The organism is Reichenbachiella sp. MSK19-1 (assembly GCF_003590315.1).
Taxonomy (GTDB): domain Bacteria; phylum Bacteroidota; class Bacteroidia; order Cytophagales; family Cyclobacteriaceae; genus Reichenbachiella; species Reichenbachiella agariperforans.
On record NZ_MIER01000002.1, the window covers coordinates 817843 to 832082 of the forward strand.

A 14240-nucleotide genomic window follows, 5' to 3' on the forward strand; every position below is an offset into this window, starting at 1 on the left:
ACATGCGATAGTGTTATTTTTTGGCTAGTGTGATGGTATTATTTTGTTGTGTTTTTTGGAGACCGTACAGATTGCAGATCACTTGTATGGATTCTTCGGCTGTCATTCTTTCGAAGGTTGCGGTTAGTCTTTTGCTTAATATGTCTTCATCTGTGATGATGATTTCTAGATCATAGTAGTCACTAAGTATTTTTTGAACATAGTCTAGGTCGTTATTTTCGAAGAGAAGAATACCAGATTTCCAGGCTAGGAAGTTGGGGTCCATACTGGTTTTGACTGGTAGAAGTGTATGAGAAGTCAAGATTGCATGTTCATTCTTGACTAGCTCTATGCTTTGGTCGGGTTTCTGCAGTGTCGAGTAGGCTACTTTTCCGCTGGCCACCGTTAGACTCTCATTCCTTAGGTCTCCATGAGAGTTGATATTAAACGAAGTGCCAAGTACTTGAATCTGTGCGTGGTTGGTCTTGACAATGAAAGGTTTTTGTTCGTCCCTAGTGACCTCAAAGAAAGCTTCTCCGTCTAGGGTAACCTCTCTCGTCTCTCCACTGAAATCTCCATAAGAAATCGATGTGTGCTTGTTGAGCCATACATGTGTACTGTCAGGAAGGTAAGTGGAGTCTGTGAAATTAGTCGTCTCAAAGTGTGTTTGGCCAGTGAGTAGGGCTGTGTTATGCCGCAGAACTGTCCATGCCAGACCTAGCGTTACTGCTAACATAGCGGCCACTTTGTAGATCCATGCATAGCTTGTGTGCTGGCGCTGCGGTGTATCGATCTGAGATAGGATGCCCTGCCAGACTTGCGCTGAGTCAGACTGGATGTGCTGTAGAAACTCCGCATCGTTCAGCTTGCTATCCGCACTCTTTGTTTGCCATAGCACTTTGGCTTGTTCGTATTGGGTCTGGTTGGTCTCGCTTTTATCGAGCCAATCCTGCCACTCTTGTTGTTCTGAGGGAGTCAGTTCTCCTTTAAGTTGTTTGGCGATCAGTTGCCAATGATGATCCTGCATGGGGTCAATAGTATATGGTTTTCATATATCAGTAACCTGATCAGGAGACTACCCTAGTGAAAAGGTGAAAAAAGAGTCAAGATTTTTATAACCAAGAGCCTAGAAGCAAGATTCAAGACATTGATAAGTAAACTATAGGAATAGCATCGCAAATAATAGAGTGAAAAAACCCATGCTGGTAAGGTTCTTTTTGAGTGTTTTTAGGGCTTTACCCATGTGGTATTCTACCGTTTTGAGGGAGATGTCTAGGTGCTGAGCGATCTCTTGATAGGAGAGCTCGTCTTCTCGACTCATCAGGAAGACTGCTTTGGTCTTGTCTGGTAGAGCGGAGAGAGCTAGTGCTATGCCTTCCTTGAGATCGGATGAGTGTATGGCCATGTCTGCCGTGTGGCTGGAAGCTGGATCAGTTAGATGATCGATCTCTATGGTTTCTTGGTTCATGCCTCGTTTGAAATAGGTGTAGCAGCGGTAGCGTACCGCTTGGACGAGATAGGGTCTGAAACTCCCTTCTATATGGAAGCTGCCTCGTTTGTTCCAGATGGAGATAAATACATCCTGAGTGAGCTCTTCGGAGACTTCTTTGTTTTTGGTCAGGGTATAAGCGCAGCGTATCATAGCAGCAAAGTGCTCGTCAAACAATTGGTTGAGTGCATGGACTTCTCCATTGTTTAATTCGTCAATGAGTTTTGATTCAGCAGCGGTAGGCATGCCGCGAAGATATAAGAAGGTAGTCGCATTGTTGTCCATTGTGACATTAACAGTTGTTTACATTATTTATAATGTAGAATAGAAAGGGGAAGGTGTAACGGGAATGAAGGGACTATTATTTTTCGTAGGAGGGGTATGGTTGTCTTTTGTCGTGTATTGGAGATTTCGAAATGAGTTATGATGGGGGCAATTACAGTGATATAGGATTTGTATCAGGACAAGGAACAATAGCACACATGCAAGTCTACCAGTATGAATGCGAGAGTCACGCAGAACGAGTCTGTTTTCGGTTGAGATAGGAGGATTATGATGGAGTCTTTGAATATAGTCCTGTAGTCAGAGTTGATCGAAGGGATGTAGGTAGTCCATATTTGATTTATCCTAATCCTACCACTGGAGGTGTTGCTTGGCAAGGATTTGTTGGTGGCGTGTTGAATGTGACTGTATTCTCTTTGAGCGGCAATCAAGTTTGTGCAGCATCAGGGACTACTGAAGAGGTGCAGGTTCAGATCAGCCAGTGTCTGCAGTATCAGGTCAACGGAAAGTATATTATGCAGTTTCAAAGTCCTACCGATCGTTACCAAACCTTGTTGATTACGGATTAACTCTGATAATAATGTCGTTAGATGGTTAGTTTACTTACCGGCTCATCTTTTTTTTGATCCCAAAAGCGATCACTATGACTAGGCATCCACCTAAAAAAGAAACCACGAGATTGAGGGTCAATAGCCCCGTATGAACTGTCCCGCTAGCCATGATCGATAAGGGGTCAAAGCCCAGTCTACCCAGCGACTTGATTAGGAAGATACTGCCAAATACCCCAGCGATGCTATTGCCCGTCAGTCCAAAGCCGTAGCGAGGCATCAAGTAGCACAGCGAATGTGCACCGATGATGCCACAGATGATGCTGAGTAGTGAGATAGAGGTCTCTGTCATGGGAGAGTTGGAAAGTAATAAGGTTGAAAGTGACACATGGCAAGCAATGGTGTAGGCAGATACCTGTCAAGGGTAGGTCTCTGATGGCTAATGCTTGTAGACTCCTTTGTGATCAATGTCCATAGTCCATGTCATCGATTTTTCCTCCCAGTAGTTTCTTTTGGACGATGGTGTATACGGCCAATAGGATGATCCCGATGATCATCCAGCCCGCGGCGACTGATAGCCCATAGGCTGAAGTAGTCGTGTTGTAGATGGTGAGCGAGTCATTGAGTGTATTGGTAGAAGGTAGGATCACGGGAAATATAGAGGCCAAAGAGGAAGTAATACCCCCTACGATGATCATCGACGAGCTGCAGAATTTCCACCAGTAGGTAGGAGCGAAGAATTGCCCTACGATCCCTGCCAGATACAGTAGTGGAAATATCAGGAACATAGGGTTGTCAGCGAAGTTGCCAAAGGGGCGTGGGTTGATGACATGCCATACTGCTAATGAGAATATGGTGAGTGCAATCAGTACCCAGGTCAGGCGTGAGACGACGCTTTTGAGTTTCTCGTTGATAGACGAGTTGGTCTTGAGACGTATCCAGTTCGCACCATGTATCGCCAGCGTGACCACAGCAATGATGCCGATGATAATAGTGAACCAGTCGATCACACCAGGGTGTGTACCAGAGGGACTAAAGCTGCTGTTCCATAATGGGAGAAAAAAGTAGTGTGCTTCGTAGGTCGAGACGCCATTCTCTACTCCGCCGAGGTTGACACCACGGACGATATTGCCTAGTCCTACACCGAAGAACAGCGCCATGAGTAGACTCGATATCCCGAAGGATTTGTCCCAGATGCTCTTCCATATCGGGTAGTCGAATTGCCCTCGCAGTTCTAGCCCAATCGCTCGAAAGATAATGAACCATAGTACGAGAATCAGCGGTAAATAAAAACCACTGAAAACCGAGGCATAGAATGTAGGAAATGCCATGAAGAGCAGTCCGCCCCCTGCGACGAGCCACACCTCATTCGAATCCCAAAATAGTCCCGCTGCTTTGGCTATTACTACCTTGTCTTTTTCTTCTTTGGCAAAGAATAGATGTATAATACCCGTCCCGAAATCATACCCATCGAGTATGAAAAAAATTGAAAGAACGATCGCAATGATGATATACCAGAAAATCTCCATGATTAGTGTTTTATAGGTTTAGGACCAGCGTGGATCGCTTTTCCGACGAGGAGTAAAAATAGGAGACCGAGCAGCATATACAGCCCGACAAAACCTAGCAAGGTAAACAGCGTGTTGCCAGAGGATACAGTAGGAGAAATCCCCTCTACGGTTCGTAAGAGTCCGTAGACGAGATAGGGTTGCCTACCTAGTTCTGCAACGTACCACCCAGTGATATTGGCGATATATGGAAAAGGGAATAAGAACATGATCACCCAGAGTAGCGGTGCAAAACTGTAAAGTTTTTTGCGCCATAGAAGAAAGGCGGCTAGTGCCATCACACCTATAAATATAGTACCCAGTCCGACCATCATATGGTAGGAGTAGTAGAGTGCGGGGATATTATCGGGGAGTTCTTCCTTGTCGAACTCCTCCATGCCTTTGATCTCTTTGTCCCACTCTTGATAGGTGAGGAAACTGAGAATATTAGGGACGGCTATTTTGTTATCGAGTTTCTTTTCTACCATATTCGGTTGACCTATGAGAACGATCTCCGCACCACCTTCTTCGGTCTCGAAGATTCCTTCCATAGCAGCAAAGGCTGCGGGTTGATATTTGACGACATTTTTGGCATTCCAGTCGCCAGTAGGGAAGGCAACTAACAGACTTGATGTCAGTCCGAATATGACGCCTGTCTTGAGGAATAGTTTGCCGTATTCTTCTTCTGTTTTACTGAGTAGGTAGAATGCTCCGATACTCGCTACGACGAAGGATGAGGTCACGACAGAGGCCATCTGGTTGTGCAGAAAGGCTGGCAATAGCCAAGGGTTGCTAAACAGTGCAGAGAAGTTTTCAAGAACGAACTTGCCATTGGCGAGCACCTCATAGCCTACGGGGTGTTGCATCCATGCATTGGTCGCAAGGATGAAGTAGCCACTTGCCCAAGATCCTAAGAAGACGAGAAAGCCTGTCAGTAAGTGTAGTTTTTGTCCCATCAGTTTCTCTCCGAAAATGAATAATGCCAAAAAAGAAGATTCTAGGAAGAAGGAGAAAGTTCCTTCCATAGCAAGTGTCTGTCCGATGATGCCTCCAGTCAGCTCGGAGAATTTGGCCCAGTTAGTCCCGAACTGAAACTCCATCGGGATGCCTGTTACGACTCCCATGGTGAAATTGATGGCGAAGATTTTCATAAAGAAGCGTGCTGCGTCGTTGTATTGTTCGGTCTTGGTACGCAGATACTGCCACTTGAAGTAGACGATGATGAGCGATAGCCCCATGGTCAACTGAGGAAATAGGTAGTGAAAAGTGATAGTGAATGCAAATTGCAGCCTATCGTAAAATATCATGTCTTCCATGGGCGGGAGGGTATAGGTGATGATTGGGTGAGGTATTCGTGTGCTGGATTTGGATGTTTTGAGTGTGGTGATTGGGACAAAGTGAATTCGGATTTATTGTGTTTTCTGAAGCTAAATGAGGAGCTTCTAATCGGATATAAAGTTAGCAAATCACGCTTATCTCACCACTTTGTGGACGCTAAGTTTTATCGTTTATTCATGATTTGTATCATCTTATCAATCGTCATTCACTGATGCGATATAGGAGTTGTCCGGGTGTGGCGATAATGAGAAAGAGGGAGGTGGTTTCAAAACAACTTCCCTCTTTTTGGGAATCTTACCGTGCGTTGAAACCGCGCAGTTTGATTTGTGTGAGTTTTCGTTTGGTATCTTGAGGGAAGTCGCCCTTCATCATCCAGTCATAGTAGCCTGATTCTGCACGTAGTACCTCTTCGACGGGGCGATTGCGGTGTTTACCAAAGTTGAACACTTCTACACCGTCATTGTTGAATACAAAACGGCCTGCTAGATCCACCATGTTAGACGCGGTGATGTTGTGAAGACTGTCCATATTATTTTCGACGATACCGAGTTTTTTACCTAGTGCATCTACTACCTCTTGCCCATTGTATCGTTCGACTTGTGCCTTGATGACTGCTGCTGTAGCGAGTGTGTCCGCTTCTGCACCATGTGCGCCTTCTAGCTCTTGATCGCAGTAGAACTTGTAGGCTGCGCTAAGTGTTCGCTTTTCCATCATATGAAAAATCTTTTGCGCATCCACAAACTTTCTGTTTGAGGTGTCAAAATCCACCCCCGCTCGCAAAAACTCTTCGACCAAAAGTGGTATGTCAAATTTGAGGCAATTGAAGCCTCCTAAATCTGCTCCTGCTAGGAATGCTTCGAACTCCTTGGCGACTGATTTGAAAGTTGGTGCATCCTTTACGTCTTTGTCGTAGATGCCGTGTATCAAACTGGACTCTATAGGAATGGGGATTTCAGGATTGATTCTTAGTGTTTTGATGATTTGCTCATTGTCTGGGAGGATCTTGACAATTGATATCTCCAAGATGCGGTCTTGTGAAACGCTGGTGCCCGTTGTCTCCAGATCGAATATGGCCAACGGGTTCTTTAATTTTAAATTCATAATTGCTGTCTGTTGGTTAGCTCAGTAGGTTGTCTGCTAGTTCGGATAAGTTGAGGCCACCGAAGTTGCCAGAGCTCATCATGAGCAGGTCATGATTCTTCCAGTTTTGCTTGTTTAGATAGTTTTTTAGTTCGTCACTATCTGTGAAAACCAAAAGATTTTTCTCGTTGAAAAAGGCTTTGAGTTCATCTGTACTTAAGACTGTGTCTCCTTTTGCTTCCAAAGTAGCTTTGTTGTAATAGACGATGGCCGTGTCCGCATATTTCATCTTGTCTGCGTAGTTGGGGAGATATTCTTTGTTGAGACTGCTAAAGGTGTGGAGCTCAAAACAAGCGGTGAGTTTGCGATCGGGGTGTAATTCGTTGACTGCATGCACAGTCGCTTTTACTTTGGATGGCGCATGCGCGAAATCCGAATAGATGGCAGAGCTGTCGTTGGCCTGGACCAGATTGTTTCTTTTCTCAGCTCCCTCGTAGCTTTGAATCGCTTCATAGAACTGCTGATCGGTCACGCCTAACAAGTCTAGTAGCTTTCTTGCACCTTCTAGGTTTTGCATATTGTGCTTTCCGAATACTTTGAGCGGATGCTCACCGTCCAAAATGAATTGGCCATTTTTGACTTTGTATTTCGGTGTTTTGTATGGAATCGCCCGAACGTCATCTCTTTCTTTGCTACCAATGATCATCGCCATACGATCATCCTCGCAGTACAGTAGTGAGCCAGCTTTAGGAGAGCTGTCTGCGAGTAGTTCGAACTGCTCGATGTAGCTATCTGCTGTAGGGTAGACATTGATATGATCCCATTCTGTACCACTGATGAGTGCGATATGATGATCATATTTTAAGAATTTTGGAGACTGATCTAGTGGAGATGTGAAATATTCATCCCCTTCTATAACGATAATCGGGGCATTGGATAGTTGTATGGTATTGTCTATGCCTTTGATTTTGGCACCTAGGAGGTAGTCACATGGCTTGTTGAGGTAGTTGAGTACATGCACAATCATCCCAGTGATGGTAGTTTTGCCATGGCTGCCAGCGATCACGATGCGCTGTTTGTGTTCGCTTTGTGATCTGATAAACTCAGGGTAGGATAGTATGGTGAGTCCCAAATCCTGTGCTTTTTTGAGTTCAGGATTGTCTGTTTTGGCATGCATGCCGACGATGACAGTATCCAGGTCTTTGTGGATGTTGGCTTCATCCCATCCTTCAGCAGGTAGGAGGTCGTTTTGTTGAAGATTAGATAGCGCAGGGTCATAGATTTTGTCATCTGATCCTGTGACTTTCGCACCTGATTTTTTCAAGGCTATGCCTAGGCTGCTCATGACTGCTCCGCCAATCGCGATAATGTGTATGTTGTTGAAGTTACTGTTCATGCTACTAATTCTGTGATATCCAAAAATAAGACAAATACTGAGGCGTACAAATATAAGTTTCGATTCAGTTTAGATGTCCGAGTAGATATTGATGATGAGGTAAAATTACGGCGTTAAGGTGGATAAATTGTTATTAATCGTCATAGTAAGTCAAAGATATCTAGCAAGCATTTGTGTAGGTTTGCCCGTCATAAATTAAAGGTGAAATCTCATTCGATGGATACAAAAGGGTCAGAGGCTGCAACAGGGAATAGAAGCAATACAGGTCGTGGTGCTAAGCGTACAAAAAATGGAATCCATGAACTATCGGTTCAGTTAGGGAAGGTGCCACCACAGGCTGTTGACTTAGAGGAGACGGTACTGGGTGCGCTCATGCTGGAGAAGGATGCGCTGACGGCAGTTATTGATATTCTCAAGCCTGAGAGTTTCTACAAAGAGGCGCATACACATATCTATGAAGCCATCGTGCAGCTGTTTAATAAGTCTGAGCCTGTAGATCTGATGACAGTCACGGCACAGCTCCGAAAAAACGGAACTTTGGAGATCGCAGGGGGAGCCTATCAATTGGCCGAACTCACTACTAGAGTCAACTCTGCTGCGAATATCGAATATCATGCTCGTATCATTACCGAGCAATCCATCAAACGTGAGCTAATTCGGATTTCTTCTCAAATCCAGACGGATGCTTTCGAGGATACACAGGATGTATTTGAGCTGCTGGATAAGACTGAGCAGTCCTTATTTGAGATTTCAGAATCCCATATCAAAAAGAACTATGCGGGTATGCAACAGTTGATGCATGATGCGATCCTCGAGATCGAAGCGCGAAAGGATCAGAAGGATGGACTCACGGGAGTACCGACAGGAATGTCTGATCTAGATCGTGTTACGGCTGGGTGGCAGCCTTCGGATTTGGTGATTATCGCAGCACGTCCTGGTATGGGTAAGACCGCATTTGTGGTGTCGTGTATGCGAAATGCTGCTGTGGATTTTGGTGAAGCTGTAGCGATATTCTCACTGGAGATGTCGGCAATTCAGCTCGTCAATCGTCTCATCTCTGCTGAGGCAGAACTCGAAAGTGATAAAATTAAGAAAGGAAATCTCGCCGATCATGAGTGGGAGCAACTCGTTCATAAAACAGCTAAACTGACCGAGGCACCTATATTTATCGATGATACACCGGGGCTTAGTATATTGGAGTTGAGGGCAAAATGTAGAAGGTTAAAAGCCCAGCATGATATCAAACTCGTGGTGATTGACTATTTGCAGTTGATGTCTGGTGATACCTCCAAGAGTGGTGGTGGCGGAGGTAACCGTGAACAGGAGATAGCATCTATTTCTAGGGCACTCAAAGGGATAGCTAAAGAATTGAATGTACCTGTGCTTGCCCTCTCTCAGCTGAGTAGAGCGGTGGAGACTAGAGGAGGAGATAAACGTCCAATGCTGTCGGATTTGAGGGAATCTGGATCTATCGAGCAGGATGCCGATATGGTGATGTTCCTGTACCGTCCGGAGTACTACGATATTACTGAGGATGAGGATGGATTACCTACCGCAGGCACGGGAGAGGTTATCATCGCCAAACACAGAAATGGTTCACTAGAGAATGTAAAACTGAAATTTATCGGTCGTTTTACCAAGTTTGCCAACCTTGATGGTAATCTGATGGGAGGAGACTATGGCGGAGGATTTCCTTCGGATGGAGCTGCCAGTTTTGACTCATCACCGAGCACCATGACTTTTCAGTCCAAGGCCAACGATGATGAGTCTTCTGATGATTCCGCTCCTTTCTAATTGCCTCTAGCAAATCGAGATTGTTTCTCGAAAGGGTTAAAGGTTAGTACGTTTTTTTGACATCCAAGAAAGCTAAGGAATAGTATATAGACCAAGAAGCTAAGGATGAATTTGATGGATTTTTTTACTGATTTCATAAGAAATATTATTGCTGATTGATCTGTACTTGCACATCTCGTGCCAATCTGTACACGCAGTAATTTCTTTCTTTCAATGCTGCCATCAGTCCTGTTATGAACTGATGGCTCAAAGTTAAAGCAACTTAGGCGAACTCACCAGCCTTGACTTGTGGATATATTTCTGCGTAGGTCATGATCTTATCTTCACTGACCCTACGATAGACATGGTGGCGTTTGATTTTATTGGCTGATTTAATGCCTGTAGCTCCCATGAACTCCACGAAACTGTGAACAGTTTCGTTATGAAATTTGGCGACTCGATTGATCTTGTCAGGTACGTCAAGCCCTTGGATGAGGTCTTTCTTTTGTGTGGCAATACCCGTTGGGCAATTGTTGCTGTGGCATTCTAGTGCTTGGATGCAGCCTAGTGAGAGCATCATGCCACGAGCACTGTAGCAGGCATCTGCGCCCAATGCAAAGAGCCTGAACATGTGGAAACCCGTTAGGATCTTTCCAGAGGCAAAGAGTTTGATGTCCTTTCGTAGGCCATATCCGCGGAGTGTGTCGTTTACGAAAGCTAGTCCGTCTTTGAGTGGCATACCGATGCTGTTGGAGAATTCTAGTGGTGCAGCACCCGTTCCTCCTTCTCCACCATCTACGGTGATAAAGTCAGGCTTGACACCTGTCTGCTGCATCGCGATACAGAGGTCAATGAATTCCAGTTTGTTTCCAATGCATAGTTTGAAACCTATCGGTTTTCCATCAGCGAGTTCTCTTAATTGTTTGATGAATTCCATCATCTCTAACGGGGTGGAGTAAGATTTGTGTCCTGGAGGAGAGTCTACACGTGTGTGAACTTCCACGCCACGTATCGCAGCGATTTCAGGCGTGTTTTTTTCTGCGGGGAGTATACCTCCGTGTCCTGGTTTTGCACCTTGAGAGACTTTTAATTCTATCATCTTGACAGATGCTAGGGCTGCTTTTTCCTTGTATAGTTCTGGGCTGAACGTACCGTCGGCGTTTCTACACCCGAAATAACCCGTCCCAATTTGCCATATCAAATCACCTCCATGTTTGAGATGGTGAGGGCTAATGCTACCTTCTCCCGTATTGTGAGCAAAGCCGCCTTTCTGTGCACCGCCATTGAGTGCCAAAATGGCTCTGTTACTTAGCGAGCCAAAGCTCATCGCTGATACATTGAATATACTGGCACTATAGGGTTGTGTGCAGTCAGGTCCACCGACTAGAGTACGAGGGTGTGGATCTAAATCTTTGTGATCCAAAGGCATGATGGAGTGGTTGGCCCATTCGTACCCGACGCTATAGACATCTAGTTTAGTTCCAAAAGGATTGGTGGATAATGCGCCTTTGGCGCGCTGGTAGACTATGGATCTGTACATACGGTTGATTGGAGTGCCGTCAGTCTCAGATTCAATAAAGTATTGATAGATTTTTGGACGCAAATCCTCCATGATATATCGTGCAACTCCGAGTACAGGGAAGTTTCTTCGTAGTGTGTGTTTCTTTTGGAATAAATCGGAAATGCCAAGTAGAATAACCGGTAGGACGAGAACCAGTATCCAAAGTGTATTGATGTAGTAGTAAGCGCCAATACCTATGGCGACTAAAGTTAGGAATGATACTGCGATGAATTTATTTCTCATGGTGTCTAGCAATAAGGTTTGATGTCTCTCAAATTAGTATAAAATTACCTCACTACGTAATTTCATTAAAATTGGGAGAGAAATAATATTTTTATCAAAATGAATGCAACCCTTCTTTTAATTGGTAGTCATTGGTGTAGAATTTCGAAACTTTTTGGAGCAAGTAACTAATCATAAGGATATCCATTTTGAACTGGTGGAGGCAGTAAGACGGCAAGATCGAACGGCGCAGTTCGAGCTATACCAGCTATATGCTAAGGCCATGTTGAATACGAGCTACAGGATCGTCTATGATCAGATGGAGGCTGAGGATGTGGTGCAAGAGGCTTTTGTCAAGGCATTTGGTAGCATAGATCAGTTTCGGGGAGATGCCTCATTTGGTTCTTGGTTGAAACGCATAGTCGTCAACGGGGCACTGAATGTACTAAAACGGCGAAAGGAACTCATGGATATCAATGATCAAAATGAGGAGGAATGGATCGAAGATCCTGTGAGTTACGATACGTTGGAAGTGAATCAGGTCAAAGCAGCTGTAGCGGAGTTGCCAGATGGGTTTCGTATTGTGTTTACACTCTATATGTTCGAGGGATATGATCACAAAGAAGTAGCATCGATTCTGAATATTACTGAGTCTACGAGTAAATCGCAGTTGAATCGTGCAAAAGTTAAGCTGCGTGAATTGCTCAAAAACATGTATAACTATGAAAGATAAGCTAGAAGATTTTATTCGAGAGCAACGCGACGAGTTTGATGACTTGGAGCCGAGTGAGGCTTTATGGAGAGGGATAGCGGGTAAGCTGGATGGTTCTGAGACTAAGTCAAAGCAGTCTGATCGCTATATGTGGCTTTGGAAAGTCGCAGCGGTGGTATTCGTCTGTCTGAGCATAGGGTTGCTGTCTGAACGTTATTGGACAAGTGGTGTTTCAGAGGAGATAGTAGCGGTGGAAGAGGAACCGTCTGAGGATATTGAGCGTGTCGAGCGTTACTATTCACAACTCATCGCTGAGCGCCGAGCAGAAATAATAATAGTCATGAAGCAGACTGATATAGTCGATGATCAATTGCTGCATGATTTGGATGATTTGGATCAGATGTACCAAGAACTGAAAATGGATCTGGCACAGAATCAGAATAATGAAAAAGTGATCAATGCGATGATTCGCAACCTTCAGCTGAGAGTCGAAATTCTAAATAAGCAATTGAAGATTTTGGATCAATTAATCAAATACGAAGAAAATGAAGCAATTAATATATAATACATTTTTTGGTCTATTACTCACTGTAATAGTGCTGCCAGTGATGGCCAAAAGTAATGTTGAGAAAAAGAAAAGTGTACACAAAGTGTATGAGGTCAAGTCATTTGTGCAACTCAAGATCGAGAACAGTTTTGGTAGAGTTCATATCAATACGACCGAGGGACAAGAGATCGATGTATTGGTAGAGGTGATTGCTAGACGCAAGACAGACGAACGTGCGATGGAACTCCTCGATAGGATCAACGTGGACATCTCCGAGAGTGGTAGCGTTATAGCGTTCAAAACAGATATAGAAGGGAATATTAACAATCGAAACAATGAGGATTTTGAAATAAATTATACAGTGAGTATGCCTAAGGTGAACCCTCTCGATCTTAAAAATAGTTTTGGTGATGCATATCTGGCGAATCTCGATGGTGATGCGAAATTGCGTATCTCTTATGGTAATATCAAAGCTGAGCGACTCAATGGTGAAAGTGATATAAAAGTGTCATTTGGAGAAGGGGATTTTGAATATGTCAAAACAGGTAATATAGAGGTAAAGTATTCAGAAGTAAATTTCGAACAATTAGGGATTGTGAAATTTGAGCAGGGGTTTAGTGAGGTGGGAATAGGCCGTGTGAAGACGATGGATTTGGTGAGTAAGTATGGTCAGCTCGAGATCGATCAAGTAGATGGTATTAAGGGCTATATAGGGTATTCTGATCTGCGAGTGGGTTATTTAGGGGTAGAATTGGATATGGAGGCCGCTTATGTGCCAAGTTTCCAAATAGAAAAGATTGCTAAGAGCTTCAAGAAAGTAAATGTACAGAGTAAATTTAGTAGTATAGAACTGGAGTTCGATGAGGGAGCTAATGGTAGTTTTGAGGCTTTCGTCAAGTATGGAGATATAGACTATTCCAACACACTGATTTCTCTCAATTATAGAAATAACTCAGATAATAAGGCTGAGTATCGTGGTAAAATAGGGAATGGAAAAGGGGGAGTGGTGACGCTATCCAATAGCTATGGAAATATAGAAGTAGACTAAGGAGGGACTAATAATGTCCGCTAAGTTCGAACTCATGCTCAGCAGAGTCGAGTAGTTTTCCTTCGTCACACTTCAATACACGAGCAGGATGGTCTTCGATGAATTTGTGATTGTGAGTAGCCATGAGGACAGAGGTTCCACTTCGGTTTATTTCCTTGAATAGACCGAATATACCGCTAGATACTTCTGGGTCTAGGTTTCCGGTAGGCTCATCCGCAAATAGGATCAAGGGTTCGTTGATCAGGGCTCTGGCGATTACTACCCGTTGTTGTTCTCCTCCTGATAGCTGGTGAGGCATTTTTTCTGCCGCAGCACCGAGACCGACCCGCATCAAAACTTCAGCCAGCCTACCTTTCATTTTTGTTCTGTCTTTCCATCCAGTGGCCCTCATGACGAAAGTCAGATTCTCAGTAACTGTACGATCTGGAAACAACTGGAAGTCCTGGAAGATAATGCCGATTTTTCGACGGAGATAGGGGATGTTTTTACTCTTGATTTTGGTCAAGTCATACCCTGCTACTTCGATGGCTCCTTTGTGGAAAGCAAGGTCAGCATACAGGGTTTTGAGTAGAGATGACTTACCACTGCCTGTTCGTCCGATTAGGTACACAAATTCCCCTTTTTCTATTTTGAAACTAATGTCGCTGAGCACGGTGTGGCTTTCTTGATAAATGTCGGTTTCACTGACTTCTACAACTGGGCGACTATTGAGTTCCAT

General features: G+C 44.2%; 14 protein-coding genes. 5 read left to right on the plus strand and 9 right to left on the minus strand.

Features of this window, described 5'->3' with window-relative positions; all coding sequences use genetic code 11:
* Positions 1 to 13: 13 nt before the first annotated feature.
* Positions 14 to 1006, minus strand: coding sequence for a FecR family protein (locus BGP76_RS03555; RefSeq protein WP_119843620.1), 993 nt, complete (start codon positions 1004 to 1006; stop codon positions 14 to 16).
* Positions 1007 to 1138: 132 nt separating this feature from the next.
* Entirely contained in the window at positions 1139 to 1753 is a 615-nt protein-coding gene (locus BGP76_RS03560) for an RNA polymerase sigma-70 factor (RefSeq protein WP_119843621.1), read from the minus strand.
* A gap of 332 nt (positions 1754 to 2085) precedes the next feature.
* Between BGP76_RS03560 and BGP76_RS03565 the strand changes: the two genes are divergently transcribed.
* The gene (locus BGP76_RS03565) at positions 2086 to 2319 is read left to right on the plus strand and encodes a T9SS type A sorting domain-containing protein (RefSeq protein WP_119843622.1); all 234 of its coding nucleotides are present in this window, start codon (positions 2086 to 2088) and stop codon (positions 2317 to 2319) included.
* Between the two features lie 34 nt (positions 2320 to 2353).
* Here BGP76_RS03565 and BGP76_RS03570 read toward each other — a convergent pair whose 3' ends face one another.
* From BGP76_RS03570 to murC, 5 genes are all read right to left on the minus strand, one after another.
* Entirely contained in the window at positions 2354 to 2650 is a 297-nt protein-coding gene (locus BGP76_RS03570; RefSeq protein WP_119843623.1) for a hypothetical protein, read from the minus strand.
* 112 nt (positions 2651 to 2762) lie between these two features.
* Positions 2763 to 3827 carry a cytochrome d ubiquinol oxidase subunit II gene (gene cydB / locus BGP76_RS03575; protein WP_119843624.1) on the minus strand — a complete coding sequence of 355 codons (1065 nt, stop codon included), beginning with the start codon at positions 3825 to 3827 and terminating at the stop codon, positions 2763 to 2765.
* 2 nt (positions 3828 to 3829) lie between these two features.
* Positions 3830 to 5161, minus strand: coding sequence for a cytochrome ubiquinol oxidase subunit I (locus BGP76_RS03580; RefSeq protein WP_073119241.1), 1332 nt, complete (start codon positions 5159 to 5161; stop codon positions 3830 to 3832).
* A 316-nt stretch (positions 5162 to 5477) separates the two neighbouring features.
* Complete coding sequence (locus tag BGP76_RS03585; RefSeq protein WP_073119240.1) at positions 5478 to 6284, minus strand: 3'-5' exonuclease; 807 nt, start codon at positions 6282 to 6284, stop codon at positions 5478 to 5480.
* 16 nt (positions 6285 to 6300) lie between these two features.
* Entirely contained in the window at positions 6301 to 7659 is a 1359-nt protein-coding gene (gene murC / locus BGP76_RS03590) for a UDP-N-acetylmuramate--L-alanine ligase (protein WP_119843625.1), read from the minus strand.
* A gap of 216 nt (positions 7660 to 7875) precedes the next feature.
* On the opposite strand from murC, the gene dnaB reads away from it, so the two are divergent.
* Positions 7876 to 9453, plus strand: a complete 1578-nt coding sequence (gene dnaB, locus BGP76_RS03595; RefSeq protein ID WP_073119236.1) for a replicative DNA helicase — start codon at positions 7876 to 7878, stop codon at positions 9451 to 9453.
* 262 nt (positions 9454 to 9715) lie between these two features.
* On the opposite strand, the gene BGP76_RS03600 is transcribed toward dnaB, so the two are convergent.
* Positions 9716 to 11236 (minus strand): FMN-binding glutamate synthase family protein, encoded by a 1521-nt coding sequence (locus BGP76_RS03600; protein WP_073119235.1) that lies wholly within the window; start codon positions 11234 to 11236, stop codon positions 9716 to 9718.
* Between the two features lie 154 nt (positions 11237 to 11390).
* Between BGP76_RS03600 and BGP76_RS03605 the strand changes: the two genes are divergently transcribed.
* Genes BGP76_RS03605 through BGP76_RS03615 form a run of 3 tightly spaced genes read left to right on the plus strand, consistent with a single transcriptional unit; the run spans position 11391 to position 13522 of the window.
* Positions 11391 to 11948, plus strand: coding sequence for an RNA polymerase sigma factor (locus BGP76_RS03605; protein WP_119844318.1), 558 nt, complete (start codon positions 11391 to 11393; stop codon positions 11946 to 11948).
* Positions 11938 to 12492, plus strand: a complete 555-nt coding sequence (locus BGP76_RS03610; RefSeq protein WP_119843626.1) for a hypothetical protein — start codon at positions 11938 to 11940, stop codon at positions 12490 to 12492. Before BGP76_RS03605 ends, BGP76_RS03610 begins: the two co-directional genes overlap by 11 nt.
* Complete coding sequence (locus tag BGP76_RS03615) at positions 12473 to 13522, plus strand: hypothetical protein (protein WP_119843627.1); 1050 nt, start codon at positions 12473 to 12475, stop codon at positions 13520 to 13522. Before BGP76_RS03610 ends, BGP76_RS03615 begins: the two co-directional genes overlap by 20 nt.
* Before the next feature lie 7 nt (positions 13523 to 13529).
* On the opposite strand, the gene BGP76_RS03620 is transcribed toward BGP76_RS03615, so the two are convergent.
* Positions 13530 to 14240, minus strand: coding sequence for a cell division ATP-binding protein FtsE (locus BGP76_RS03620; RefSeq protein ID WP_073119230.1), 711 nt, complete (start codon positions 14238 to 14240; stop codon positions 13530 to 13532).

What these genes read in the sequence shown, in the direction of transcription:
- BGP76_RS03555 (WP_119843620.1), bottom strand. Translation starts at nt 1,006, where the DNA reads ATGCAGGATCATCATTGGCAACTGATCGCCAAACAACTTAAAGGAGAA.
- BGP76_RS03560 (WP_119843621.1), bottom strand. Translation starts at nt 1,753, where the DNA reads ATGGACAACAATGCGACTACCTTCTTATATCTTCGCGGCATGCCTACC.
- BGP76_RS03570 (WP_119843623.1), bottom strand. Translation starts at nt 2,650, where the DNA reads ATGACAGAGACCTCTATCTCACTACTCAGCATCATCTGTGGCATCATC.
- cydB (WP_119843624.1), bottom strand. Translation starts at nt 3,827, where the DNA reads ATGGAGATTTTCTGGTATATCATCATTGCGATCGTTCTTTCAATTTTT.
- BGP76_RS03580 (WP_073119241.1), bottom strand. Translation starts at nt 5,161, where the DNA reads ATGGAAGACATGATATTTTACGATAGGCTGCAATTTGCATTCACTATC.
- BGP76_RS03585 (WP_073119240.1), bottom strand. Translation starts at nt 6,284, where the DNA reads ATGAATTTAAAATTAAAGAACCCGTTGGCCATATTCGATCTGGAGACA.
- murC (WP_119843625.1), bottom strand. Translation starts at nt 7,659, where the DNA reads ATGAACAGTAACTTCAACAACATACACATTATCGCGATTGGCGGAGCA.
- dnaB (WP_073119236.1), top strand. Translation starts at nt 7,876, where the DNA reads ATGGATACAAAAGGGTCAGAGGCTGCAACAGGGAATAGAAGCAATACA.
- BGP76_RS03600 (WP_073119235.1), bottom strand. Translation starts at nt 11,236, where the DNA reads ATGAGAAATAAATTCATCGCAGTATCATTCCTAACTTTAGTCGCCATA.
- BGP76_RS03610 (WP_119843626.1), top strand. Translation starts at nt 11,938, where the DNA reads ATGAAAGATAAGCTAGAAGATTTTATTCGAGAGCAACGCGACGAGTTT.
- BGP76_RS03615 (WP_119843627.1), top strand. Translation starts at nt 12,473, where the DNA reads ATGAAGCAATTAATATATAATACATTTTTTGGTCTATTACTCACTGTA.
- BGP76_RS03620 (WP_073119230.1), bottom strand. Translation starts at nt 14,240, where the DNA reads ATGGAACTCAATAGTCGCCCAGTTGTAGAAGTCAGTGAAACCGACATT.